This window comes from Niabella agricola, from assembly GCF_021538615.1.
Classification (GTDB): domain Bacteria; phylum Bacteroidota; class Bacteroidia; order Chitinophagales; family Chitinophagaceae; genus Niabella; species Niabella agricola.
The window spans coordinates 3954766-3980403 of sequence record NZ_JAJHIZ010000003.1 but is presented as its reverse complement, the minus strand read 5'-3'; the positions used below and the strand labels follow the sequence as shown (position 1 = coordinate 3980403).

General features: G+C 46.8%; 24 protein-coding genes. 18 read left to right on the top strand and 6 right to left on the bottom strand.

Features of this window, described 5'->3' with window-relative positions; translation table 11 throughout:
* Positions 1 to 327: 327 nt before the first annotated feature.
* The 3 genes from LL912_RS22030 to LL912_RS22020 all read left to right on the top strand — a co-directional run bounded on the left by LL912_RS22030 (position 328) and on the right by LL912_RS22020 (position 6105).
* Complete coding sequence (locus LL912_RS22030; protein ID WP_235555774.1) at positions 328 to 3477, top strand: SusC/RagA family TonB-linked outer membrane protein; 3150 nt, start codon at positions 328 to 330, stop codon at positions 3475 to 3477.
* A gap of 10 nt (positions 3478 to 3487) precedes the next feature.
* A complete protein-coding gene (locus LL912_RS22025) occupies positions 3488 to 5356 on the top strand; it encodes a RagB/SusD family nutrient uptake outer membrane protein (RefSeq protein ID WP_235555773.1) in 1869 nt (622 codons plus the stop codon).
* 209 nt (positions 5357 to 5565) lie between these two features.
* Positions 5566 to 6105, top strand: coding sequence for a GNAT family N-acetyltransferase (locus LL912_RS22020; RefSeq protein ID WP_235555772.1), 540 nt, complete (start codon positions 5566 to 5568; stop codon positions 6103 to 6105).
* A 63-nt stretch (positions 6106 to 6168) separates the two neighbouring features.
* On the opposite strand, the gene LL912_RS22015 is transcribed toward LL912_RS22020, so the two are convergent.
* Positions 6169 to 6864, bottom strand: a complete 696-nt coding sequence (locus LL912_RS22015; RefSeq protein ID WP_235555771.1) for a basic secretory family protein — start codon at positions 6862 to 6864, stop codon at positions 6169 to 6171.
* A 281-nt stretch (positions 6865 to 7145) separates the two neighbouring features.
* Between LL912_RS22015 and LL912_RS22010 the strand changes: the two genes are divergently transcribed.
* From LL912_RS22010 to LL912_RS21980, 7 genes are all read left to right on the top strand, one after another.
* Positions 7146 to 8471 carry a DUF4271 domain-containing protein gene (locus LL912_RS22010; RefSeq protein WP_235555770.1) on the top strand — a complete coding sequence of 442 codons (1326 nt, stop codon included), beginning with the start codon at positions 7146 to 7148 and terminating at the stop codon, positions 8469 to 8471.
* 37 nt (positions 8472 to 8508) lie between these two features.
* Positions 8509 to 9285, top strand: a complete 777-nt coding sequence (locus tag LL912_RS22005) for a uroporphyrinogen-III synthase (RefSeq protein ID WP_235555769.1) — start codon at positions 8509 to 8511, stop codon at positions 9283 to 9285.
* A gap of 100 nt (positions 9286 to 9385) precedes the next feature.
* Positions 9386 to 10204, top strand: a complete 819-nt coding sequence (locus tag LL912_RS22000; protein ID WP_235555768.1) for an outer membrane protein assembly factor BamD — start codon at positions 9386 to 9388, stop codon at positions 10202 to 10204.
* Complete coding sequence (locus LL912_RS21995; protein ID WP_090393568.1) at positions 10179 to 10520, top strand: DNA-directed RNA polymerase subunit omega; 342 nt, start codon at positions 10179 to 10181, stop codon at positions 10518 to 10520. Before LL912_RS22000 ends, LL912_RS21995 begins: the two co-directional genes overlap by 26 nt.
* A 163-nt stretch (positions 10521 to 10683) precedes the next feature.
* Entirely contained in the window at positions 10684 to 11895 is a 1212-nt protein-coding gene (coaBC, locus tag LL912_RS21990) for a bifunctional phosphopantothenoylcysteine decarboxylase/phosphopantothenate--cysteine ligase CoaBC (protein WP_235555767.1), read from the top strand.
* A complete protein-coding gene (locus LL912_RS21985; RefSeq protein WP_235555766.1) occupies positions 11892 to 12308 on the top strand; it encodes a DUF4296 domain-containing protein in 417 nt (138 codons plus the stop codon). Before coaBC ends, LL912_RS21985 begins: the two co-directional genes overlap by 4 nt.
* 27 nt (positions 12309 to 12335) lie before the next feature.
* A complete protein-coding gene (locus LL912_RS21980) occupies positions 12336 to 13157 on the top strand; it encodes an aminotransferase class IV (RefSeq protein WP_235555765.1) in 822 nt (273 codons plus the stop codon).
* Between the two features lie 4 nt (positions 13158 to 13161).
* On the opposite strand, the gene LL912_RS21975 is transcribed toward LL912_RS21980, so the two are convergent.
* Together LL912_RS21975 and mqnB are read right to left on the bottom strand one after the other, a co-directional pair.
* Positions 13162 to 13971: a 1,4-dihydroxy-6-naphthoate synthase gene (locus tag LL912_RS21975; RefSeq protein WP_235555764.1), complete on the bottom strand. Its 810-nt coding sequence runs from the start codon at positions 13969 to 13971 to the stop codon at positions 13162 to 13164.
* A 45-nt stretch (positions 13972 to 14016) separates the two neighbouring features.
* The gene (gene mqnB / locus LL912_RS21970) at positions 14017 to 14670 is read right to left on the bottom strand and encodes a futalosine hydrolase (RefSeq protein ID WP_235555763.1); all 654 of its coding nucleotides are present in this window, start codon (positions 14668 to 14670) and stop codon (positions 14017 to 14019) included.
* Positions 14671 to 14873: 203 nt separating this feature from the next.
* Between mqnB and LL912_RS21965 the strand changes: the two genes are divergently transcribed.
* From LL912_RS21965 to LL912_RS21935, 7 genes are all read left to right on the top strand, one after another.
* A complete protein-coding gene (locus LL912_RS21965) occupies positions 14874 to 15281 on the top strand; it encodes a 6-pyruvoyl trahydropterin synthase family protein (RefSeq protein WP_235555762.1) in 408 nt (135 codons plus the stop codon).
* Between the two features lie 24 nt (positions 15282 to 15305).
* Positions 15306 to 15716, top strand: coding sequence for a 6-pyruvoyl trahydropterin synthase family protein (locus LL912_RS21960; protein ID WP_235555761.1), 411 nt, complete (start codon positions 15306 to 15308; stop codon positions 15714 to 15716).
* A 13-nt stretch (positions 15717 to 15729) separates the two neighbouring features.
* Complete coding sequence (gene folE / locus LL912_RS21955; protein WP_235555760.1) at positions 15730 to 16326, top strand: GTP cyclohydrolase I FolE; 597 nt, start codon at positions 15730 to 15732, stop codon at positions 16324 to 16326.
* Positions 16327 to 16355: 29 nt separating this feature from the next.
* Complete coding sequence (gene fabD / locus LL912_RS21950; protein ID WP_235555759.1) at positions 16356 to 17246, top strand: ACP S-malonyltransferase; 891 nt, start codon at positions 16356 to 16358, stop codon at positions 17244 to 17246.
* A gap of 104 nt (positions 17247 to 17350) precedes the next feature.
* Positions 17351 to 18187, top strand: coding sequence for a sulfite exporter TauE/SafE family protein (locus tag LL912_RS21945; RefSeq protein ID WP_235555758.1), 837 nt, complete (start codon positions 17351 to 17353; stop codon positions 18185 to 18187).
* 4 nt (positions 18188 to 18191) lie between these two features.
* Complete coding sequence (locus LL912_RS21940; protein ID WP_235555757.1) at positions 18192 to 18584, top strand: DUF1634 domain-containing protein; 393 nt, start codon at positions 18192 to 18194, stop codon at positions 18582 to 18584.
* A 194-nt stretch (positions 18585 to 18778) separates the two neighbouring features.
* Positions 18779 to 20530: an ArnT family glycosyltransferase gene (locus LL912_RS21935; RefSeq protein WP_235555756.1), complete on the top strand. Its 1752-nt coding sequence runs from the start codon at positions 18779 to 18781 to the stop codon at positions 20528 to 20530.
* A gap of 457 nt (positions 20531 to 20987) precedes the next feature.
* Here the strand turns inward: LL912_RS21935 and LL912_RS21930 are convergent, their stop codons facing one another.
* Both LL912_RS21930 and LL912_RS21925 read right to left on the bottom strand, forming a co-directional pair.
* A complete protein-coding gene (locus LL912_RS21930) occupies positions 20988 to 22940 on the bottom strand; it encodes an LTA synthase family protein (protein WP_235555755.1) in 1953 nt (650 codons plus the stop codon).
* Positions 22941 to 22950: 10 nt separating this feature from the next.
* On the bottom strand, positions 22951 to 23856 hold the full coding sequence (locus tag LL912_RS21925) for a lysylphosphatidylglycerol synthase transmembrane domain-containing protein (protein WP_235555754.1): 906 nt from the start codon (positions 23854 to 23856) through the stop codon (positions 22951 to 22953).
* 164 nt (positions 23857 to 24020) lie between these two features.
* Here LL912_RS21925 and LL912_RS21920 point away from each other — a divergent pair, with 164 nt between their 5' ends.
* On the top strand, positions 24021 to 25427 hold the full coding sequence (locus tag LL912_RS21920; protein ID WP_235555753.1) for a S8 family peptidase: 1407 nt from the start codon (positions 24021 to 24023) through the stop codon (positions 25425 to 25427).
* Here the strand turns inward: LL912_RS21920 and LL912_RS21915 are convergent.
* Positions 25407 to 25604, bottom strand: coding sequence for a hypothetical protein (locus tag LL912_RS21915; RefSeq protein WP_235555752.1), 198 nt, complete (start codon positions 25602 to 25604; stop codon positions 25407 to 25409). The genes LL912_RS21920 and LL912_RS21915 overlap by 21 nt on opposite strands.
* Positions 25605 to 25638 lie beyond the last annotated feature (34 nt).

Below are 25638 nucleotides of genomic sequence, written 5' to 3'. Positions count from 1 at the left end.
TGCTATCGGCAAACATATATTCTTCGTTCCTCATCTATAAAAAAGATACCGGCGGTGCAAACGATTTACAACGTTTTCGTAAATCGTTTATATGGTTTGGTGCTTTTTATTCGTTATTTATTCGTTAGATTTGTAATGCTTGATCATGCGAAATGTAAAATCGGAATAACGATTGTATTTTTTTAAAAAATGATTTATTGGACGTAGATGGCATGCCCCCCGGGGTATAGGGATCATCATGCAATTGAATTCATAAAACGGTTCTCCAGGTATTAACTAAACCAAATTAAAATCATGTACAGTTGTAGGAATTGGATAATTGTCTTTATGACATTTATCGGGGTATGGAATGCGGGCGCTTCCTTTGCCCAAACCGGCAGATGGAAAATCTCCGGAACGGTTAAAAATCAGAGTGGCACTCCCGTGCCGGGTGTTACCGTGCTTATTAAAGCCACTACAACCGGAACCACAACAGACCAGGATGGTAAATTTACGTTGTCGGTTCCCGGCAACCGCGGCATCAAACTGGAGTTTACAGCCACCGGCTACCGGGCTCAGGAACAAACGGTCAACGGCGACAAAGAGATCAACATCGTATTGGAAACCGAGACCCTGGGTTTGGATGAAGTAGTGGTCGTAGGATATGGCACCGCCAAACGGAAAGACCTTACCGGCGCCGTAGCTTCTGTACAAGCCACCAAACTGGAGAAGGAGGCCCCGCGCTCTGTTCAGGATCTGTTGAGGGGTAACGCCGCTGGTATTATTATCGGGCAGAGCAACCCGGGAAATACCGCCCGGGGCGATGCCGATATCCTGGTGCGGGGATCAGGCACGTTAAAGGCCGGAAGTAACCCGTTAAACGTAGTAGACGGGGTCATTTTTGACGGATCCTTTTCCGACATCAACCCCAATGACATCCAGTCGATCGACATCCTGAAAGATGCTAGTGCCACAGCGGTGTACGGGGCAAAGGCGGCCAACGGCGTCATTCTTATCACAACAAAAAAAGGAACCTCCGGAAAGCCCCGGATCACCTTCAATGCCAATATCGGATTTGTAGAAACGGCTGGTATGCCCCGCGTGATGAATGGCGAAGAATTTCTGAAATGGCGCTATGATTACGAAGTAGGAAGACGTACGGATGCCGACCTTCAAAAATACCCTGAAATGTTTGTAGATCCACGTAAGCTAACCAATGTAACACAGCTTGACTGGTACAACTACGATCAGAAAACACCGGTAGCATCCGTAACCGAAGAGCAACTGATCCGGGCCTGGCTATCACGGCTTGAATTAAAGTCTCCCGAAATTGACAACTATATAGCTAATAAAATCACCAACTGGCAGGACCTGGTTTTCCAGAAAGGTTTTCAGCAGGACTATACCGCAGCCGTCTCCAATAAAAATGAAGGTTCCAGCTACTATTTTTCGCTCAACTATGTAGACCGCGAAGGAATAGTGGTAGGAAACCGGTTCAAGAACTTCAGAACCCGCCTGAACCTGGAATCAAAAATCACTTCTTTCTTAAAGGTTGGCGCCAACACCAATTTTGCCGTGCGAAACGAAGGCTTTCTGCAGGCAGACTGGGGACAGTCGGCCGTAATCTCCCCTTATGGCTCTAATAATATAGACGATCCCACAAGTATTTACCAGCGACTGCCTACGGGAGATGCCACCCCGGTAAACCCGTTTTATGACAACCAATTCCGGGATCGGAGAGATGTGTCCAGCACCCTGAACTCGAGCATCTATGGCATTGTGACTCTCCCCTTTGGTTTTGAATTCCAATCCAACTATACACCTTCCTTTTCCTGGGATGAATATTACAATCATGAATCCTCATTAAGCCAGCAATGGAATGCAAAGGGAGGGGAAAGTGAACGTCGCTTTGAAAAAACCTTCAACTGGCAGATCGATAATGTACTGCGATGGAAGCGACGTTTTGATATCCATAATTTTGAGGTAACGTTACTGCAAAATGCGGAAAAGGGCCAATACTGGATGACCAAGGCAACGGCATCCGGTTACAGCCCCAGCGATATTCTTGGCTATCACCGCATACAGGCAGGAACCGTGCCACTCAATGAAAGCAATGATACTTATAGAACCGGAGACGCCTTGATGGCCCGCCTGTTCTATTCGTTAAAAGACCGGTATATGCTGACGGCTTCGGTACGCAGAGACGGTTATTCTGCATTTAGTGTACAAAACCCAAGGGCAACCTTCCCGGCCCTGGCCCTTGCCTGGGATCTTTCCGAGGAAAATTTCATGAAAAAGACTTCCTCCTGGCTGGACTTTGCCAAACTGCGGCTTTCATGGGGAAAGAACGGCAACCGGGACATCGGGCAGTATGACGCCCTTTCGGATATGACCTCCGGACTCCATCCGTATATTGATCAGAAAGGAAACGTATATGTAGGATCCCAGCTTTATGTAAATCGCATGCCCAGCGTAAACCTGCGGTGGGAAAGTAAAGCTTCCTACAACTTCGGTCTCGACTTCTCAATGTTTAAGAGCAGGTTGAGCGGAACCTTTGATGTTTATACCGCTACAACAAATGACCTGCTGGTAGATCGTGCCCTGCCAGAGATCATCGGCTTCAACAGCGTGGCGGCAAACCTGGGCCAGCTGAACAATAAGGGCTTTGAAGTAAGCCTGAATGGCATCATCGTCCGGAAGAAAGACTTCGACTGGAACAGTGGCTTTATCTTTATGCTGAACCGCAGGAAGATCGTGCATTTGTATGGAGATATGATCGATGTCAAGGATGCCAATGGAAATGTGATCGGCCAAAAAGAGGCTGATGATATAAAGAACCGTTGGTTCATTGGCCAGGATCCGGATCGGTACTGGGCTTATGAACGTGTAGGTGTATGGCAAACCGATGAGTTGGCCGCTGCTAAAAAATACGGAAACCAGCCGGGGGATTTTAAATACAAGGACCAGAATGGCGACAGTGTAATGACGGATGCAGACCGGATCTTTCAGGGATATAAAAGTCCGCGGTTCAGATGGACCTGGAGAAACGATTTCAACTATAAACGCTTTAGCCTTTCTGTTTTTATCTATTCCAGCTGGGGCCAGAAAGAACAGTTTAACCGGGCAGCCAACAGCAATAGTTTTCCCGACAGAGCCACCGATTATGTGCAGCCAAGATGGACTCCCGAAAATCCGATCAATGATTACGCCCGCATCGGCTCCAAGAATATTGGAACCAACTATGTGGAGCGATCTTTCATAAGGCTCGATAATCTCTCCTTATCCTATGCCGTTCCCCAAACTTGGTTGAACGTTATAAAGGCGCAAAGCTTACGCATTTCTGCTGCAGTAAGAAATGTAGCATTCTGGGCCCCCCACTGGAAGTTTGGCGATCCAGAGTCTGGCGGATATAGAACCCGGAACAGCGATGGAAATGAATACACGCCGGGTCAGCCCACGCCCCGTACTTATAATTTAAGCCTTAATCTGACACTTTAAATTTTAGACCATGAATCGAATCATCATATATAAAGGCATATTGCCCATTTCGCTAATGGCAATTTCGCTGATGGCCTGTAAAAAAGACTGGTTGAAGCCGAAACCCCTCTCTTTTTATGAGCCGGGTGTGGCCCTCTCTGACGCAAGGGGTTTGTACTCCACATTAACGGCATGTGAACGGAATATGCGGCATGAATATTTTGGAGATGCAGCGCCCATCCTTACGGAGATCATCCAATCTGAGGTAGCTGTAGAGGGCACTACCGATAAGGCCGGACCGCAGATGGACATGGATATTGCATTAATGCCCGACGCCGACTTAAACAACACGAACACAACAAAAGTTGGATGGTACTGGTATGAAGGGTATAAAGGTGTTAAATATGCCAACACGGTTGTATCCTGGATCGATAAAGCTACGTTTAAGGATGACAACGAAAAAAATGCCATCCTGGGCGCCGCATATTTTCAACGCGCCTACCGCTATTTTAAGCTGGTGCACCAGTTTGGCGATGTTCCCTTTATCGATCACGAAATCATTGAGCCCAAATATGACTTTTATTCATCCGACAGATGGAGCATACTGGAACGCATAAAAAAGGATCTGGAATTTGCTTATCAATGGGTTCCGGACAATGTAGACCGCGGGCGCACTTCAAAATCGGCCTGTGGTGTGCTCCTGATGAAAGTATGCATGGCACTTACGGATTTTGACCGTGCCATAGAAGTGGGTAAGGAAATTGTAGCCGCCCACCCGTTGATGAAAGAGCGGTTTACCTCCAATAAAAAAAACGAAAATGGCAACCTGATGACGGATCTTCACAGCGTAGAAGCCAAACTGGACATGACCAATACAGAAGGTCTGATGTATGTGGTTTCTTATCCCGAAGTAGACGGTTCAGACCGTATTCAAACAATGCGCAATGCCGTTCCATACTGGAACAGCGGCAATATAAAAACACCCGATGGAAAAACAGGAACCATCTCCCCTTCTCCTGCAGATACGCCGGACAGCCTTGACCTGAACGAGCTGTACGGAAGGGGAATTGGGCGTTTGCGCCCCACCTGGTACTATACCAATGAAATATGGCGCGCCGACAAAGAAGCCAATGATACAAGAGGCATTTATAATCACAACAGCTGGAAGCGGATGGAAGACCTCCGATACAACGAGCCCAAGCTTAAAAGCAGTAATAATCCCTGGTACGGTAAGAATTTCGTAAAACCTGCTGCCATGAGCGTTGAAGATACGATCCGTCTGTGGTTCCCCTGGCCGCATTACAAGGTATTTGTTCCCGACCCACTCCAAACGACCTGGGCCGGTGGCGAAACCCCCTGGTATATTTACCGCTCCGCAGAAGTGTATTTGATGCTGGCAGAATGTTATTACTGGAAAAATGATCCGGGGTCCGCTGCCACAGCAATGAATGCAGTGCGTACCCGGGCTGGCGCTACCCCTTTAACAGCCGCCGATATCAATATCGGTGAGATCCTGGACGAACGAGCCCGCGAACTTTATTATGAAGAGAACCGGCATATCGAGCTGGTGCGGATCGCCTACACGTATGCAAAAACCGGAAAGCCCTGCGAAATATTTGGCGGACATGTTTACAAACTGGAGAATATCAGCGGTCCCGGCGGTGTTAATTCCAATGTAAAGCAAATGGGCATTAATTTCTGGTACGACCGCGTGGTATCCAGGAGTAATTTCTATAACAAGGGGGTAAAGCACAAATGGGCAGAGTACAAAGTAAGCGTACACCATATATTGTGGCCCGTACCCGCCAATGTTATTAATACCAACTTAAAGGGGATCATTAACCAAAATATCGGCTATCCCGGTGCGGAAAGGAATGTAAAACCATTACCGGTCGAATAAATGTTCTCATCTATACAATAATGGAGCATTAATTACAGGCACATTTACTTTGGGTATCAAAGGCCGTTCGTTTCAGAACGGCCTTTGTCTTTAACCCGATCATGCACCATTACCGGACGATCCATTCAAAAAGGGTTGCGCATAAGCGCATCTCTGAAATACCAAAGTCAGGTCATTTTATTTATCTTCACCTTTAAAACATCCGCATCATGAACGCTCTGTCTTCAATTGCCCCGTTTTCCCTGCAGCCTGAGCTGGAAGATGAGCGCATACGCCTTGTTCCGCTAAAAGCGGAAGATTTCGAAAAGTTATTTGTTGTGGCATCCGATCCCGCCATCTGGCAGATGCATCCCAATAAGAACCGGTATCAGCGGGAGGTGTTCAGCACCTTCTTTGAGGGCGCTTTACAAAGCGGAGGTGCTTTTCTTTGCCTGGCCATGCCCTCGGGGGAACTGGCAGGAAGCACACGCTTCTACAATTATGATCCGCAGGAGCACAGCATCTTCATCGGTTATACCTTTTACGCAACCAGGTTCTGGGGCACCGGTCTTAATACACACGCAAAGCAACTCATGCTCCACTATATTTTCCGGTTTGTAAACACCGTTTATTTCCACATAGGCGCCGAAAACTACCGCTCACAAACCGCCATCGAAAAGCTGGGAGCAGTTAAATTAAAAGAAGAATGGGTGGCTTATCACGGAGAACCAGACCGGCTTAATTTTGTTTACAGGATCCACAAGCAGTAAAAAGTATTTGCTGCAGCAAGTCTGTAGCCGGCAACGGATGTCCCGGACGATTATTTCAGCGGCTTACAAAACAGGATCTTTTGAATACGCCTTCCATAAATCATCCAGGGTGTTACCGGTTATCTCTTTCCAGCTGTCTGCCGTATACGTGTGATTGCGTAGGGCCTTGTCCAGTGCTTTTACAGTACCGCTTTTTACCCGGGCGTCGATCCAGGCCAGGAACCGCGCCGTTACCCTGTATCCATCCGAATATTTCTGACGCTCCGAATACGCTGGAAGCTTCCAGCCGGCACCATTATTATCAACACCATATTTGAACCGTACATAATCAGCAATCCCTTCGGTGATCCACCAGGGGCCAACACTATTGCCGTAATCCTGCACAATATGCATGACTTCGTGGGTCACCACATCAACATCGCCGGGATGTTTCGCAAACCAAACGGGGTCATAGACCACTTTTCCACCACCGGTGGCAGCCACACCATGATAGGCGGTATCTACCTTAAAATAGACTTCCTTTGCCGCACCGCTGTTAAAATCCTTCACCAATATCGGATACACCGTAAAAAAAGCGTCTACCATCTTTTTTTTAACAGCTTCATTAAAATTGGTTTCATTCGATGTAAAATACAATACAAACCCTCCTTTTTCAAAGCGGCTGCTTCCATAATTAAAGGCTGAATCGCCAGGGCTGATAGCCGATGCATTAGAATGGCTTCCGATAAAAATTCCCGCTAATAATAACCAGTATTTCATAAACGATCTTTAATACGCCTGCCCATCACTGGAAACCGATATAAAACCGACCGGGCAGACCGGCATTGAACCAGAAAAATATTAAAATTCCGTTAATTGAGCAAATCCATATGCTTTTGGCTTACGCGTCGCTTTAAAAGACCGAACGGCACCGCATTACAGCACCAACGCCGACATTCATCTTTTTCCATAATATTGAGGGCAGCTTGTTATTTTTGCGTTTCAAAGAAGCCTTTATTTTGATCCGCATATTCATCATATTTTTTCTGACTGTTTTTTGTTTGAGCCATCTGGCAGCTCAAAAAAAAGACAGTATAAAAGAACCGCCACAGGCAACAAAGCCCGCGGCGAAGCCGGGCGCCCGCAAAACAACTACCAGCCGGACGACGCCTAAAAAACCAGCCGTTACAAAACCTGTACAGCCGGCGGCACAGCCCGTAGTTACAGGAAAAAAAACAGCAACAGGCCGTCCGACGCAAAAAAATTCCGTTAATCAAACCAAAATAACGCAACCTGCCCCGCTTTCCGCGAACCGTAAAACCACCGTTCGAAAAGATACCAGCAGCAAAAAAAATACTACGGCAAAAGCGCCGGTTCAAACGGTTGTCAAAAAAGATACCGCAACGGCAAAAAAAACAGTACACCGCCTTCAAACGGGTGTGCAGCGCGATTCTGTACGAAAGGTAGCGGTTGCTGTGCCGGCAAAAAAAGATACCGCGAAGACGGCTACCGCCTTACCTCTTCCGCCTCCGGCAGCTATCGATTCAACCCGGCAGAAAGCAGCCCTTGCAGATAGTCTTAAAAAAGAAGCGCAATTTGCCGCCAAGGACCGGATGTTTCGTCTTACCCGCCAAATCCTTGACGGGCACCCGTATTACGCCTACTCCAAAGCACCGGTAATCAGTCCTTACAGCAAACGGGTTAAACAACCGGGAGAAGAAATTTATTTTTACACCCTGGCCGGGATTATGCTGCTATTTGCCGGGTTTAAGACCGCATTTTCCAAATATTTTGACGATCTGACCACCTTATTTTTCCGGCGTACACTAAAACAGCGCCAGCTGCAACAACAACTTAGTCAGAACACGCTCCCTTCTTTTCTTTTTAACATTTTGTTTGTATTCGTTGCGGGATACTACCTGGCACTGATGGCAACCCAACTTACTGCAGGTAAAATACCCTATCCTTTTTGGCAGTTGTTTGCCTTTGCGGTGGTTGTTGTATCGGTCGCATATCTTGCTAAATTTTTCCTGCTGAAACTATTTGGCTGGCTATTTAAGTTGCAGCATCTTACTGACGCCTACATCTTCCTCATATTCCTGGTGAGCAAGATCCTGGTATTGTTCCTGCTTCCTGTAATCGTTATCACATCCCTGGGAGGTACAGGAATCAAAACCATTATCTGGACGCTTAGCTGGCTGATCATTGGTGCACTTTTCCTCTACCGTTTTACAGTCGCACTGCAATTGGTACAGAAAAGCAATAAGGTCAGTCTCTTTCATTTCTTCATCTATATTATTGCGTTTGAGCTGTTACCGGCCTTTGTAATCTATAAGTTTATTTTACATTTTTTAACGGGGAATAGCGTACCTTTGCACCCAATTTAGGTGAATTTTAATGTCAAGTAACGTAGCAACAAAACCCATGGCGAAGCCTGAAGCTGGAAAAGTGCAGCATATACTCATCAGCCAGCCAAGACCAAAGAGCGAAAAATCCCCCTATTTCGACCTTGAAAAAAAACATGGTGTTACCCTGGATTTTGAGACACTGATCATGCTGGAGCCCATTTCAGGGAAAGATTTCAGACGTCAAAAGATCAGCATCCCTACCTATTCGGGAGTTATCTTTACCAGCCGCAATGCCATTGATCACTTTTTCAGAACCTGTGAGGAAATGAAGATCAATGTATCGCAGGACACTAAATATTTCTGTATTACAGAGGCGGTAGCGCTCTACCTGCAAAAATTCATCCTCTACCGTAAAAGAAAGGTATTTTATGGCACGGACGGCAGTAACAAAAGCCTGCTGGATGTGATCAATAAACATAAAGAAAATCTCAACTTTTTGTATGTATGCTCTGAAAATCAGCAGGATAATGAAATTATCAGCTGGCTTAAGCAGCACGATTGTTCTTTTGACCTGGCTTTTATGTACCGCACCAAGAGCAATGATGTAAAAAAATCGCTGGGGAACAAGAAATTTGATGTACTCTGTTTCTTTACTCCCAGTGGTGTGAAGAGTTGGTTTGACAATTTTCCAGACTTCCGGCAAAACAATACCGTGATTGGTACTTTTGGCGACAACACCCGGGAAGCAGCCATCAAGGCGGGTTTAAAACCGCAAATTGTGGCTCCTTTACCCAAAACACCCAGCATGATCACAGCCCTGGATCAGTTTTTAGCCGGGTCTAATGGCAAATAAGCCAACAAACTTCTCTTTATCAAAAACTTAACGACTCATTTTTTGGGTAGCTAAGGTTTTTATGAATATTTGCATGGTTATAGTTAACTTTGCAAACTTTATGAGGTTTTTCGTCATCATTTCCGCCTTGTTTTTAATGTCGTCCTGCGGGCCGGGCATGAATAAGATTTTAAAAAGCAAGGATGCTGCCTATAAATTGAAAATGGCAGATGCGTTTTACGCCAAAAAGAAGTATAATAAGGCGCAATTGATCTATGAGGACATTCTGCCTTATTATAAAACAACGCCTCAATTCCAGGATATTTACTATAAATACGCATATACAGCTTATTACCAGCGGGATTATGCCATGGCTGAAAACTACTTTAAAACATTCATGGAAAGTTTTCCCAACAGCCCCAAATTTGAGGAAATGGAATATATGCGGGCTTATAACTTTTATAAGCAATCGCCCAAACCCGAGCTGGATCAAAGTAATACCTTTAAGGCCATTGGCGCCATGCAGACCTTTATCAATACCCATCCCAGTTCTGTACGGCTGCCCGAGGCCAACCGGATTCTGGATGAGCTGAGAAGCAAGCTCGAGATCAAGGACTATAAAAGCGCAAAGCTATACTATGATATGGGCTTTTACCGGGCCGCGGGTGTAAGCTTTGCCGCTCTGCTGGAGAATTTTCCAGAGTCCCAGCTTGCGGATGAGTATAAGATGATGTCGGTAAAATCCTATTATCTTTTTGCCGAAAACAGCATCATTGATAAGAAACCTGAACGTTTCAGAGAAGTGATGGGTGAATGCAAGGAGTTTATCGATCGTTTTCCGGAAAGTAAATATAAAGCCGATATTGAAAAATATATGGCGATGTCACAATCTCAAATTCAAAAATTTAGTAATAATGAGCAAATTAAGAAGGCATCTTAGTGTTGGTACTCCCAGTAGCGTAGAAACCAAAAGCCTGCAGGAGATAAAAAATAAAACCGGCAATATTTATGAATCTATTGCCATTGTTAGCAAAAGAGCCAACCAGATCAATATTTCTATAAAGGAAGAACTGCACAACAAACTGGATGAATTTGCCAGCCATACTGATACGCTGGAAGAGATTCATGAAAATAAAGAGCAGATCGAGATCTCAAAGGCATATGAAAGAATGCCGAACCCTGCCCTGCTGGCTACACAGGAGTTTCTTGATGATAAAATTTATTACCGCAAGGCTGAAGACGAATTGTTCAGCTAGGCCTGCATGTTTTTAATACCAGCCACAGCTGACGAGAAGTCGGTTGTGGCTTTTTTTTGCCCGCTGTACCGGCATCTGCCAACCTGCTCAACCTTTGAATGCAAAAATCACTCTTATCATTTTATTACATCTGTATTCCAAGCCGATGACTTATTTTTGATACATGTTAGAAGGGAAGAAAATAGCCATCGGGGTCAGCGGCAGCATTGCTGCATACAAGATCGTTCACCTGGTGCGCCTGCTGGTAAAACAAAAGGCTGTTGTAAAAGTGATGATGACGCCCGCCGCCCGCGATTTCGTATCTCCGCTTACGCTTTCTACCCTTTCAAAAAACGAGGTACTCATCGACATAGCATCCGGCAATACCTGGGCCAACCATGTGGAGCTGGGGCGATGGGCCGACCTTTTGCTGATAGCACCGCTGAGTTGCAATACGCTGGCAAAAATGGCACAGGGACACTGCGACAACCTGTTGCTTTCCGTATACCTGTCGGCCACCTGCCCGGTAATGGTATCTCCTGCAATGGACGAGGATATGTGGCATCACCCTGCAACTCAGAAAAACATCGAACAGTTGAAAGCGTTCGGACATATTGTGCTCACTCCTGGCTACGGCGAATTGGCCAGTGGACTGATCGGAGACGGGCGCATGGAAGAGCCGGAAACCATCCTCCGGCAAATAGAAGCTTTTTTTGAAAATATGCCCGGCAAAGACCTGAAAGGCAAAAAAGTGCTGGTAACAGCAGGGCCTACACAGGAGGCACTCGATCCGGTGCGCTTTATCGGCAATCACTCTTCAGGAAAAATGGGCTATGCCCTGGCAAAGGAATGCCGGCAGCGTGGTGCCCATGTGGTACTGGTACTGGGCCCGGCCCCTGCTGTTATGCAGCAGGATCTTTCGGGAATTACCCTTATTAAAGTGGTGTCTGCAGAAGAAATGTACCGGGCCTGCATGGATCATTTTCCTTCGGCCGATATAGCCCTGATGGCTGCAGCAGTTGCGGATTACCGGCCTGCAACGGTAAGTGATACCAAGATAAAAAAACAGGAAAATGACCTGGAGCTCACCCTGGTAAAAACCCGGGATATCCTGGCCGCTCTGGGCGCTGTAAAAAACAGTCGCCAGGTACTCCTGGGCTTTGCCCTCGAAACGAATAACGAGGAAGTGCATGCGCTTGAAAAGCTGCATAAAAAAAATGCGGACTATATCGTGCTGAATTCGCTAAACGACGGCGCCGCCTTTGGCGCAGATACGAATAAAATAACCATCTATTCAAAAACAGGTGAAAAAACCGGCTTTGCATCCAAGTCAAAACAGGCCGTGGCAAAGGATATCATCGATACGATTCTAAAAACGGGCACAACAACGATATGAACAAATTATTACCCTTACTGCTCTGGTGCTTGATGTTTGCCGCCTGCGGATTGGGACGGCCAAAAGACGTTTTACCGCAGGATAAAATGCAGGCTGTATTATGGGATATTGCCCAGGGCGGCGAATTTGTAAACGGTTATGTATATTACCGCCACCCGGATCTGAACCGCGCCGTGGTAAATCAGCAGGTGTTGAAACAAATCTTCTCTTTGCATAAGATTACCAAAAAAGAGTTTGAGAAAAGTCTCGAATATTACCAACGTAAGCCCGATGTATTTGTGGCGATGCTAGACTCAATCAATGCGCAGCAAAAACGGGCCAAACAGGCAGAAACACTTCCTGCCACTGATACCGCCCGCACCCAATCTCCGGCATCGGAACCAGGCTCGCGAAGCGCTTCCACTCCCAGATAATATACAATCCATACTCCGGTTTTTTATATGATGACGCGTTATATATGTTTTAACGGTGTTTTTGCAGATGCAGCGTTCCCAGCAATTGATGCGGCCAATAAAAGCTACCGTTACGGAGACGGCTTCTTTGAAACGCTTCGGGTACATCATGGGCAGATACCGCTCTGGGACCTTCACCGGGACAGAATCCTGCGGAGTATGTCGCTATTGGGATACGCCTTTGCAGAAGGTATTACAATCGAAGGGCTTTATGCCCAGCTGTTGGAACTCTGTGTACGCAATCAATGCGCTGCGCAGGCCCGGGTGCGCCTGTCATTCTCAAACGGGAACGGTGGGCTTTTTGATCAATCCTGTGTATACTACCTGGCAGAGGCACATCCGTTTACGACACCGGATGCTGATGAAGGAATATCGCTTGGGGTTTATGACGAACTACAGAAGGACGCCCATCGCTTTTCGGCATTAAAACTTTCCAGCGGCTTTATTTACAGTCGCGCTGCACAATTTTGTAAACGGCAGGGCTGGGATGATTGTGTAATTCAAAATAAAGCAGGCTCCATCATCGAAACCGTCATCTCCAATCTGTTCTGGATCAAAAACGGGTCGATATTTACGCCACCTGTTGCCGATGGCTGCGTAGAGGGGGTATTCCGGTCGTACCTGTTGGCGGCAGAACCGCAGATCACTGAGCGCTCCTGTACACGTGAGCTGCTGGAAGAGGCCGACGAGCTATTTCTCACCAATGCGCTCCGGGGTATCCGGAAAGTACGTGCGTTTAATGGTAAGACATATACCAGCGATCAAACGGTGGCCTTACTTTCCCGGCATCAGCAGCTGCGTTTAGAATAAGTGTTCAGGCGTTTGTATGCAGCCGGCTATAAACTTCCGATAAGGTATCTACCGCAGCCCGGCCCTCGCTGCCCAGATCTAAACTATAGTCATTTACATACAGGTCGATATGCTTACGCATTACCTCCTCGCTCATCGCCTGTGCATGTTCTTTTACATAAGCAGATACTTCCGGATACCGGTCAAATGCATATTGGAGGCTTTTTCGGATCAGCGTATCCACCTGATTGAAAACGGCATCGCCCAGAGACTTCTTTATCACAATCCCTCCCAGGGGAATGGGTACATTCATCGCCTGCTCCCAGTATTCACCCAGGTCGGTTACTTTTACCAGGCCTTTGTCCTGATAGGTAAACCGGTTCTCGTGAATGATCACACCCAGCTCGGCCCGGCCCTCTACCACCGCATCTTCTATTTCGTGAAATACGCCAAATGATTTATGAGGTGCGTTTGGATAAGCAAAACTAAAAAGCAAATGCGCCGTTGTATTTACACCAGGCAACACCACCGTGGCATTATTGATGGCAGCCTCCGAAAAAGGCTGTCGGCGTCCGCTTATCAGCAGGGGCCCCACTCCCTTTCCCAAAGCGCTCCCGGAGTTTAATAAGGCATACTGATCTTTTGTTTTAAAATAAGCGGGAAAGCTAAGCTTGGTCACATCCAGCTTTTCCTCAAGTGCCCAGCGGTTCAGTGTCTCCACATCTTCCAGCACGGCGTCAAATTCAATACCTTTGGTGTCAATCTTCCCGTTTACCAGTGCATCAAAAATAAACGTGTCATTCGGACAGGGCGAAAACCCCAGTTTGAGTTTCATATATATTTCTTATTCATTCTTAAAACAGGAAGTTGCAAAAAAGGTTCAGGGCAGCGTAGTAAACAGTTTTAAAAGCCGTTCGGTATGTTCCGCCAAATTTGAAACAGACGCTTTCAACGCCCATTTTGCCTTATCCCGCTCCCCTACATAATTAGACACGGCCCTTACCTGGAGAAAAGGCACCTGCTCCATAATTGCTACATAATGCAATGCTGCGCCCTCCATCGATTCTATCTCTGCCCCCAGTTGGTCTTTAAAATACCGGACGGTATCTGCTGCAGTTGTAATTTCATTGATCGTAACGCCGCTTACAGGCGCCAATCCAGTAAGCTCCATCAACCGGCGGTGCGGGTTTTGAAGCCTTCCCCCGGTAAATGGAGGCGCATCTTCACTGGCCAGTTGCAGGTCAAAAACCGATTTACGGCAGCCGGCTTCCACCACGCCCAGGTCTCCAAAACACTCGTTTTGAACCACCACAACGGTTCCCGGAGCATGACTGTTCACAAAGCTGCCGCTAATGCCGGCCTGTAACACAAGTGCATAGCGCTCCCGGGCCAATTGCCGCGTGAGCCAATATGCGGTACTTGCGCTGCCAATACCTGCGATGAGTACGTCAATGTTCCGCTGTTCTTTTAGAAAAGAATTTAACGGCTTTATTTCCAGTTCGGTGGCGGCCACCAATAATATTTTTTCCTGCATATTCCGTTTCACTATAGCGTCAGTGCCCGGTTTTAACCGTTCTGACAACTGAATCTTGGTAAAAATGTTCTGCCCGCGAAGTTCGGCATTTTTATAATTGGGGGAAATGTTACCTTTGCAGTCTGTTTTTTTGAAGGTGGCATCTTTTTTACCGGATAACCAGCTTCAAAAGCCGGAGGAAACCGGCTTACTTATTTTTGATTATGGTATATCTCACAAGAATTGAACACTTTAATGCCGCTCATAAGCTTTTTAATCCCGCCTGGACAGAAGCGCAGAATGAGCAGGTTTTTGGCAAATGTGCGAATAAGAACTGGCACGGGCATAACTACGAATTATACATTACCGTAAAAGGCGAGCCTGATCCGGACACCGGCTTTGTATATGACGTAAAAAAATTGAGCGAGATCATTAAAGATCATATTATTGAAAAACTGGATCACCGCAATCTGAATGAGGATGTTGATTTTATGAAAGGGAAATTATGCAGTACAGAAAATCTGGCTATTGCAATCTGGAATGAACTGACCCCTCATTTGCCGCAGGGCGTACTCCTCCACTGCATAAAACTGTATGAGACCCCCAGGATTTATGTGGAGTATTTTGGTTAAGTTTGTACACACCATTCGTCCAGTATGAAAGTATCCGTATTCAGGAAGGAGCATTTTAACGCGGCGCACCGGCTCTTTAATCCGGCCTGGGATGATGCTACCAATGAACGCGTTTTCGGGAAGTGTTCGCTACCGCATTACCACGGTCATAACTACGAGCTGGAAATAAAGGTAACCGGAGAAGTGGATCCTCAAACCGGCTTTGTGATCGATCTGAAGGTGTTGAGCGAGCTGGTAGCAAAAAATGTGATTGAGAAGTTTGACCACCGGAATCTGAACCTGGACACTGATGAATTTAAGCATACAAACCCTACTGCAGAGAACATTGCAATTGTAATTTACAATATCCTGCGGCCCCATATCCAAAGCGATCATGACCTGATGATCCGCCTGTATGAAACGCCGAGGAATTTTGTAGAGTACCCATCATCTTAAATTGCCGGCAACTATGGCTTATAAAAAAGAAGATATATATGATGAATCTGTAACCGATGCACTCGTTCATCATTACAAACAAGCGATCACGCAACTTGGGGAGGACCCGGAGCGGGAAGGCCTCTTAAAAACGCCTGAGCGTGTAGCCAAGGCTATGCAGGTTTTAACACAGGGCTACCATTTGGATGCGCATGAGATCATCAATTCTGCGAAATTTCATGAAGATGTAAGCGAAATGATCATTGTAAAGGATATTGAACTGTACAGCCTTTGTGAACACCACATGCTTCCTTTCTTTGGAAGAGCACATGTAGCCTACATCCCCAATGGCTGGATCACCGGCCTGAGCAAAATAGCGCGGGTCGTAGATGTATATTCGCGCCGCCTGCAGGTACAGGAACGCCTTACGGTACAGATCATGAACGCTATTAAGGAAACATTAAATCCGCTGGGGGTGGCGGTAGTAATTGAAGCAAAGCACCTTTGCATGATGATGCGGGGCGTTCAAAAGCAGAATTCGGAAACCACCACTTCTGCATTTGACGGCGAGTTTCAGAAGAACTCTACGCGGAGCGAATTTTTAAAGCTCATCAGTGCACGATTAAGTTAAAGAAAACGAACCAAAATAAATAAGTGAATATGAAACAGGCAGTGGTTTTTCCCGGACAGGGATCGCAATTTACCGGGATGGGAAAAGAGCATTATGAAAACAATGCGTTCGCGAAGAAATTGTTTGAACAAGGCAATGAAATCTTAGGGTTCCGTCTTTCCGACATCATGTTTACAGGAACTGCAGAAGAACTGAAGGAAACAAAAGTGACGCAACCGGCGGTGTTTTTACATTCCATTGTAGCCTATAAGGTAATGGAGAACAACCGGCCCGATATGGTTGCGGGACACTCCCTCGGTGAATTTTCGGCATTGGTAGCCAACAATGTGCTGGCATTCGAAGATGCGCTGCAACTGGTAGCCGTACGGGCCAACGCCATGCAGCATGCCTGCGAGCTGCAGCCTTCCACGATGGCTGCTGTATTGAACCTGCCAGATGAAAAAGTTGAGGAGATCTGTAAAGCGATCCAGGACGAAACCGGGGAAATCGTTGTGGCTGCAAACTACAACTGCCCGGGCCAGCTGGTGATTAGCGGAACGATTAAAGGTATTGAAATAGCAGTTGAACGCATGAAGGCAGCCGGAGCCAAGCGGGCCTTGGTGTTGCCTGTGGGCGGCGCTTTTCACTCTCCCCTGATGGAGCCGGCACGGAAAGAGCTGCAGGAAGCTATAGAAAAAACAGCTTTTCATCAGCCGGTTTGCCCTATCTACCAGAACGTAGTCGCCAAACCGGTAATGGATAAAGAAGAAATCAAAGAAAACCTGATTGCCCAGCTTACCGGTGCAGTGCGGTGGACACAGAGTATACAGTCGATGATCGCCAACGGCGCTACCCGGTTTACGGAAGCCGGACCTGGTAAAGTATTACAGGGCCTGATCCAGAAGATCAATAAAGAAGTTGAGGTAAATGGGGTTAGTTAACCCCATTTTTTTTTGCCGGCAGCCATCCGCCGTTTATCAATCGGGTACAGGTCCTTAACGATTTCTTCCTACCTTCGAAATATTCGCTCACCGATTTTTTACAAATGACCATACTCGCATTTACATGCATCATGTTGCTGGGCGCCTTTGTGGCCGGATTGATCGGCTCCTTATCCGGTCTGGGAGGCGGTATTATCATCATTCCGTTGCTTACGATCGGCCTGGGGGTCGACATTCATTATGCCGTTGGTGCCGCGCTGGTTTCTGTGATCGCCACATCTTCCGGATCGGCCGCCGCCTATGTACGGGAAGGCATTACCAATATGCGGCTGGGCATCTTCCTTGAAATTGCCACCACCACCGGCGCTGTTTGCGGAGCCCTCATTTCTACTATTGCACCCGGTTCATTCATCGCTGTACTGTTCGGACTCACTCTGATCTTTTCCTCAATCAACTCCCTGCGAAAAAAGGAAGAACAGGTTTTAACACAAAGCAGTCCGCTTGCCCGGAAACTAAGACTGGATGGCAGTTATCCTGACGCCGGTGGCCGGCAGATCCGGTATGGCACCAGGAATGTATTGGGAGGCTTTGGAATGATGGGGATTGCAGGCATGATGTCGGGCCTGTTGGGTATCGGATCCGGCGCTTTCAAGGTAATTGCAATGGATAACATCATGCGCATCCCGTTTAAGGTATCTACCACCACCAGCAATTTTATGATGGGCGTAACGGCCATTGCCAGCACAGTGATCTATTTACAAAAAGGATATGTGCAGCCGGGTATTTGCATGCCCACGATGATCGGAGTGCTCTTCGGCTCCATCTCCGGGTCCAGGATCCTGATCCGGTCTAACCCCAAAAAGCTCCGGTTGTTTTTTGCTGTGATCATCCTGGTATTGGCCCTTAATATGATTTATCACGGCATCGCCGGAAAAATTTAAACCCATGATGCAGAGAAACCGTTTCTCCGATAAAACATTGCAGACCATTGTAGGCAACCTGCTCCGTTACGGCGTATGGCTGGCCCTGAGCGTTGGTGCAGTCGGTGGCATCATCTACCTGTTGCGACATGGCCATGAGCCCGCTCAATACAGCAGCTTCATCGAAAACGACAGGCATATCGGGCAACTGATCAAGGAAATCATCACCGGCATTAAAGTGGGCAGCGGCAGGGCCATTATATTTTCAGGAATCATCCTGCTTTTTCTGACACCTGCAGCACGCCTGGTATTGTCATTTTTCTCGTTCATGATTGAAAAAGATTACCTATATGTGACGATCACCCTAATTGTTATGATGATCATCGGCATCAGTATTTCGCTGGGATATGGTCATTAAAAGAAGCCGCAAAGCCTAAAGGACACAAAGCATACAGAAAGACAAGGCAACAAGCATTTTTCTTCCTGTCTTTCATCCCATGCTTCATGGTATTTAGAACCACACCATTTTGTTACCCCGCACAACAACATAACATAACCATAAGAAGTGCTTCAGTCTTATTTAGTATTTTCGCAAAAACAGACATCCCTATTATGCCTGCACATACAGACATAGCTTCTTCCCTTTCTTCCGGCAGCGCGGAATTCACCCAAACAAGAACCAGCGAAAGCCGGTTGCTCGCGGGTTTTATGATCCTGTGGTTTATTATCAACAGCCTGCAGGCTGCTTTCCTGGGTATCGACGGAGATGAGGCCTATTACTGGATGTTATCACAACACCTGCAATGGGGTTACTTCGACCACCCGCCGATGGTTACGCTTTTTATACGGCTGGGAGAATCCCTGGGACATGGCCCGTTCTTTACCCGCCTTGGAACCATTCTATTATCCACCTTTTCTATTCCGCTTATTTACAGAGGGCTTCCGAACTACCTGCAAAAGGTCCGGTGGTTTATCCTGCTTTATGCAGCTACCCTGGTATTGAATGTATATGCATTTATCACTACGCCCGATGCCGCGCTTTTCTTTTTCGCTGCTCTGTTCTTTTTGAAATACAAACATTTTCTGAATCATAACAATTTCCGTAACAGCCTCTGGCTGGCCCTCGCCATCACCGGAATGTTTTACAGTAAATACCACGGCATTCTCCTCGTTGGATTTGTAGTACTATCGAATTTAAAATTATTGGGCAATAAATATTTCTGGCTGATTGTGCTACTGGTATCCCTGTTCTTCCTGCCACATCTTTATTGGCAATATATGAACGACTGGCCCACCGTGCGTTTCCATCTGATTGAACGCATCGCCAAAAAGTACCGGATCAACTATACCACCGATTATTTGTTGGGGCAGATCCTGATCTGGGGTCCGCTGATCTCCCTGTTGTTCTATGCTTCTATTTTCAAACTGAAGATCCGGGGCGCATTGATGCGTGCCCATCTTTTTATGTTTGCAGGTACACTTGGCTTCTTCCTTTTCTCTTCCTTCAAAAACACGGTAGAGCCGCACTGGACGATGATCGCCGGCATCTCGTATATAGCATTGTTCTTATCATTGGTAGATAACAGGAGTGAAAAATTCAGGCGGCTGTTTTTAAAAATCGCCTGGTGCAATATCGGGCTCATCTTACTGGCCCGGATTCTGTTCCTGATCCCCAACGGACCTGCCAACCACATCAAACATTTCCGGTCCTTTTCTTATGCCCGGTTATGGGCGGATACTGTTTATCAAAAAGCAAACGGCAGGCCTGTCGTATTTTCCAATTCCTATGCGTTGCCTTCGCTGTATAAATTTTATCATCCGGATGTGCAAACAACCGGCTATAATGACAAGGGCTACCGCAAAACCAATTTCAACATTACGGATGACCAGTTCTTAAATGGCAGGGACGTATATTATTACACACAGAGCCCGGATCTGCAACCGGGAGCCGGCATTGAGGTTTCAACAGCTTATAATACAGGCAGATTATTGCCGCTGCTGAAATATCATAGTCTGAACGGGCTGCGCATCTCCGTACCGAATCCCACCAAAGAAATGAAAGCCGGGAGTCTGCAACAGATACCCCTAACCATTACCAATAAAAGCAGCCAGGCCCAGGAGCTGGAACCAAAGCTGCGAGTGGACTATGCTTTCCTGATCGAGAAATACAATTTCATCAATTCAGATTCCAGCTTTGCACTGCCACCGCGTACCCTTCAGCCGGGAGAAAGCCTGCAGTTAAGCATCCTTGTTAAGGCCCCGCAGCAGGGCGGCAAATACCGGTTGCTGTTTTCATTTGTAAATGATTATATCACGGGAAATTTTGCCAGCAATTTTTACGAGATCAAGGTTAATGGAGAATAATTTAAGAATTGGAAATATGAGGCTGTGCGAATGACGATCCGTTCCTGCTCCGTGAATTTCCTTTCGATCGATATTCTATAGACGTTGGACGATAGATCTTTGACATCTTATATCAGATATAAAAACGGATCCAACTCACCACAGCGGGCACGTGTGGAACGTTAAACTTAAACAGCTTTTAGCATTCAGCCTTGGGCATCGGTTATCAGGTTTTCAGTCTTCAGTTGACACAACTAGGATTGGAGATAGGGTATCAGGTATGGACCCGGAGCCCAACTTTAACCGTTGAAGTTGAACGTTAAACTTGAAACAGCATTTAGCGTTCAGCTTTTTCGTCTTCAGCTATCAGTTCCCTCCAGTCTGCATGTTCTCCCAGGCAAGGGCAATAGTGTATAGTGATAGATCATCAAGCATAAAAACGGAACCCAACCTGAAACTTTGAACCTGAAACAAAAACCTACCCCCCCGGCGCAATCAGCTGGTTCCGGATCAGCCGGTTATTGTATTGCTGTATAAATGCTTTAACCCGCTGCTCCATGGCCGCCGCCCGCTTTACAGAATCCTGCAACAGATCGGTCTTCATCAGCCGGTCCGTTTTAAAATCATACAGACCGGTCGGTTTTTTCCCATCAAAAAATAATAATTGATTGCCTTCGATCCATCGGTATCCGCCGGAATATTGAAAGGCAAAACCCGGCCCCTGCCGCTGCAATACATTTTCACCGAACGCCAGGTACGGCTTCTTATAGTGCAGGTATCCCAGTACAGTCGGCATAATATCCAACTGCTGGATCACCCCCGAATCAATGCCACGGAAACTGCTGTCGCCCGGCGCATATAAAAGAATGGGAATGGCAATATCGCCCCAGGCATTCTGATATTCGGCGTGATACGAAACCGTAGCATGGTCTGCTGCGATTACGAAAAGCGTGTTTTTAAACCAGGGCTGCTGTTGCGCTTTGCCAAAAAACTTCCGCAACGCCAGGTCGGTATAACTGATACATTCCATAACCGGCAAGGGACCTTTTTTAAATTGGCCTTCATATTGTTTGGGCACTTTAAACGGATGGTGTGAGGATACCGAAAAAATCCCGGAGAAGAACGGCTGCGGGAAACCGGCCAGCTTTTGCGCAAAAAACTGGAAAAACGGCTCATCCCAGATGCCCCAGATACCATCAAAATCTGCGTCATTGTTATACTCCGTTTTGCCAAAATAATGCTCGATGCCGATCATCTTCGTATAGGATAAGAAGCCCATCGATCCGTTGGGTGCGCCATGGAAAAAAGAAGTGTGATACCCTTCCTGCGCCAGCAGTTTGGGTAAGCTTCTGGTACTGTCCGAAACATAGGGCGTTAATACAAAGGGATCGAGCCCGCTGGGAATACTGGAAAAGATCGAGGGGATCGCATCAATCGACTTACGGCCATTGGCAAAAGAATTCCAGTAGATCTTGCTTACCGAAGCCAGTGAATCCAGGAAGGGTGTAAACCCGGTATAAGTGCCCTTATCAAGATCCTTATTATAAAATCCTACCGACTCTTTACCAAAGCTTTCAAGAATGATGATGACCACATTCTTCTTTGCAAAAGGAACCGTATCTGCTGACGGGGCGTGCAGCGGCGAATAGAGCTGCGCCACCTCTTTATCTGAAAAATAATGTACTTCGCGCAATGGTTTTACCCCCATGGTTCGGATAAATACAAATGGTGTATTTAATACCAGGTATACCTCATGCGAGCGCTTTACATAGGCGCCGGCATCGCCCACCGTAATGGGGCGCGTACTGTGCCGAAACCCGCCACGGATGCCGCCGATGGCCAGTACCACACTCAACACAAAGATCAATGCGGCTTTTGTAAAATAGACCGCTTTCCGTACCGGGCCCTGTTGTTCCCTGATTGCAACCCGGCGGTAGAGGAACACCATTAAGCCGATCAGCCCGATATAGATCAGTACTACGTACCAGTAGTCGATCAAAAAATTAAACGCAAGCCCTGATTTATTCTGCTCGTGTGAAAATTCGCTAAAAACGCTGGTTGTGGTTCGCCTTAACGTAAAACGGTAATAGATAAAATCGATACAGTTCAGCAATAATGCGATCCCGTTTGTAATATAAAATACCCATTGCAACACCCGCTGAAACCGTTTATGGGTGCGCAAACCATATGGCAATGGCAATGTCATTAAGAAAATCAGCAGGCCATTAAAGTAAAGCATGGCGGCTACATCAAACCGCAAACCGCCGGTAAGAATCATGATCCAATCCTGTAACCCGATCCCCGGGAACAAGGACGTATTCAGCAAATAAAACAGGAAGCGACAGATAAAAAACAACACCAATACCAGCAGGAGGCGGTATAAAAATGCGCCATAGTAACTCAACTCCCAGGTTCTTTTCCTCCTGTTCATATAATCCAGATTAATGTGAATGCTCATTTGCCTCGTTCGTAACCACCGGTGGGGATGATTTTTTCCGTTCCCGTCCAAACAAAATAAAAATCGCCGATAGCGCCATTGCCATCGTGATGAGGTAAAAACTTAAGCTTACGGATACAGCCAGGTCTTTGTCGAGTCCAAAAGTACCTGCCCCCCATACAATGGCTACTTCCCGGGCCCCCAATCCGCCGATACTAAACGGGAATAAAGAGGCCAGCGACGATAAAAGAAAAATAGCAAAATAAGGCCAGTAGCTGGTTTTACAACCCAATGCCGCCAGGATGAAGGCCACGGTTGCCAGCTGGAGCGACTGGGTACAGATACCCAGCAGGTGCGTGGTGATAAAGTGCCGGCTGATGCGGCTAAAATACCGGCGCAGTACCCAATAATAAATCAGGGAACCTAGTCCGAAAGCCACCAGGATCCAGAGACTATACTGCCTTACTTCCGGCATGGCCAGGCTAAAACAGGAAACCAGGAACCCCAGCCCCCATAACCCCGCCAGCCGGTCGAAAAACACGGCAGAAAAAACCTCCTTGTGCGTCGTGTCATACCGCTGTTTTAATACGATGATCTTATATCCGTCTCCTCCCAAACCGCTGGGAAGAAACAGGTTGTAGAACATCCCCAGCAGGAATAAACGCAGGTTGGATGCCGCAGAAATGGGCAACCCGATATTCCTGAAAAAATAAAGAAGGCGGAAGGAGGTTATAACCTGGCAGGTAATAAAGGCTGCCACAGCGGGAATCAGCCACCGGCTATCCGCCTCTTTCCACAGTCGCTGTACCGCAGTCAGATCCACCTTGGTATACACCAGCCACAAGGCCAGAACAGTAAAGATTACTTTTAGTACCGGTTTTAAAATATTCCAGACCTTTTTTTTATCCATATTTCGAGTGCAAACTTCGGCTAAAATGTTAAATCACCTGCTGATTTTTTTCCCGGAGATCGCTAAAAATGGCGACGCTCTCTTTAAAATAAATCAAGATATATAATGTAAATTCGATATGGGTCTTTTAATCAACCAATTTTCTAAACGCAAAATAATCTCCCATGAAACCGATCTTTTCATTTGTTGCTGTTTTAGCAACGCTGGGCATCCTCTTCTGCGGCTGCCAGAAAAATAGCGCGCTCAACCCTGAGGTGCCGTTATCAGCACAAAGCCAGGGCGATCTGCAGAAATTAGCCTTAAGCACAGGTTCTGACTACGAGCCCAACGAAGTACTGGTAAAATTTAAAGAAAACATCCTTCCCGAAAAAAAGACAGCAATCCTGAATAAGATCAACGGGCATTTAAAAGAAAAAATCATTACCAAACTGATGGCAAGACTGGGCGACCAGGAGGGGCTTTCGCTCCTGGAAGCTACGGCGGGAACGATGGCTACGATTGAAAAATTAAAGGCGATGCCCGAGGTGGAATATGCAGAGCCCAATTATATCTATCAGCATTTTGCAACATCCAACGATCCTTACTTTTTAAACGGGTCACTGTGGGGAATGTACGGTTCCACCACTACGCCCGCCAATAATTATGGCAGCCAGGCAGCAGCCGCATGGGCCTCCGGCAATACCGGGTCCGCCACGGTATACGTCGGCATCATCGACGAAGGATATATGTACATGCACGAAGACCTTCAGGCGAATGCTGGCGTAAACCCAGGTGAAATTCCCGGCAATGGCGTGGATGACGATCACAACGGGTATGTTGATGACGTGTATGGCTGGGACTTTGTAAGCAATAATAATTCCGTATTTGACGGTACCAGCGATGATCATGGCACGCATGTGGCAGGAACGATTGGAGCTGTGGGCGGCAACGGCAAAGGTGTTGCCGGAATGTGCTGGAACGTTAAACTACTCAGCGGCAAGTTCCTGGGCACCAATGGCGGCACCACGGCCAATGCTATAAAAGCGATCGATTACTTTACCAACTTAAAATTGAGCCAGGGCCTTAATATAGTAGCTACCAATAATTCCTGGGGCGGCGGCGGTTTTTCACAGGCCTTACAGGACGCTATCGAACGTGCCAATAATGCGGGCATTCTGTTTGTAGCAGCCGCCGGAAATTCAACTAATAATAACGACGCCAATCCCAGCTACCCCGCGAGTTATCCCAATGCCAATATCATTGCGGTTGCCGCTATAACCAACTCCGGAGCATTGGCTAGTTTTTCTAACTATGGCAGTACAACCGTAGACTTAGGCGCTCCCGGGGCCTCCATTTACTCAACCGTGCCCGTAAATCTCAAAAGGAACAAAATCGGATCGGGTTATGCTTCATACAGCGGCACCTCCATGGCTACCCCGCATGTTACTGGAGCTGTTGCGCTGTACGCTTCCACCCATCCCGGCGCCACAGCTGCAGCTGTCAAAAATGCGATTCTTACTACTACCACGCCAACCGCTTCCCTGGCCGGCAAATGCGCCACCGGAGGGCGACTAAATGTCAGTTCCTTCTAGGCGCAGTAAGGGGGCAATATTATCTTTTAAAAAAATACCGGCTGATGCAGCATCCTGATTTTTTGCTGCCAGCCGATTCTTTCTATTGCTGTAAAATCTGCGGCCAGCCATTTTCATACGATGGCGAAGTTTCATGTACTTTTTATCAGTGGCATACCCACTAAAGGTTTCGCTCATTTTTATAAATCCGTCGAAAGCGAAAGAATATCTT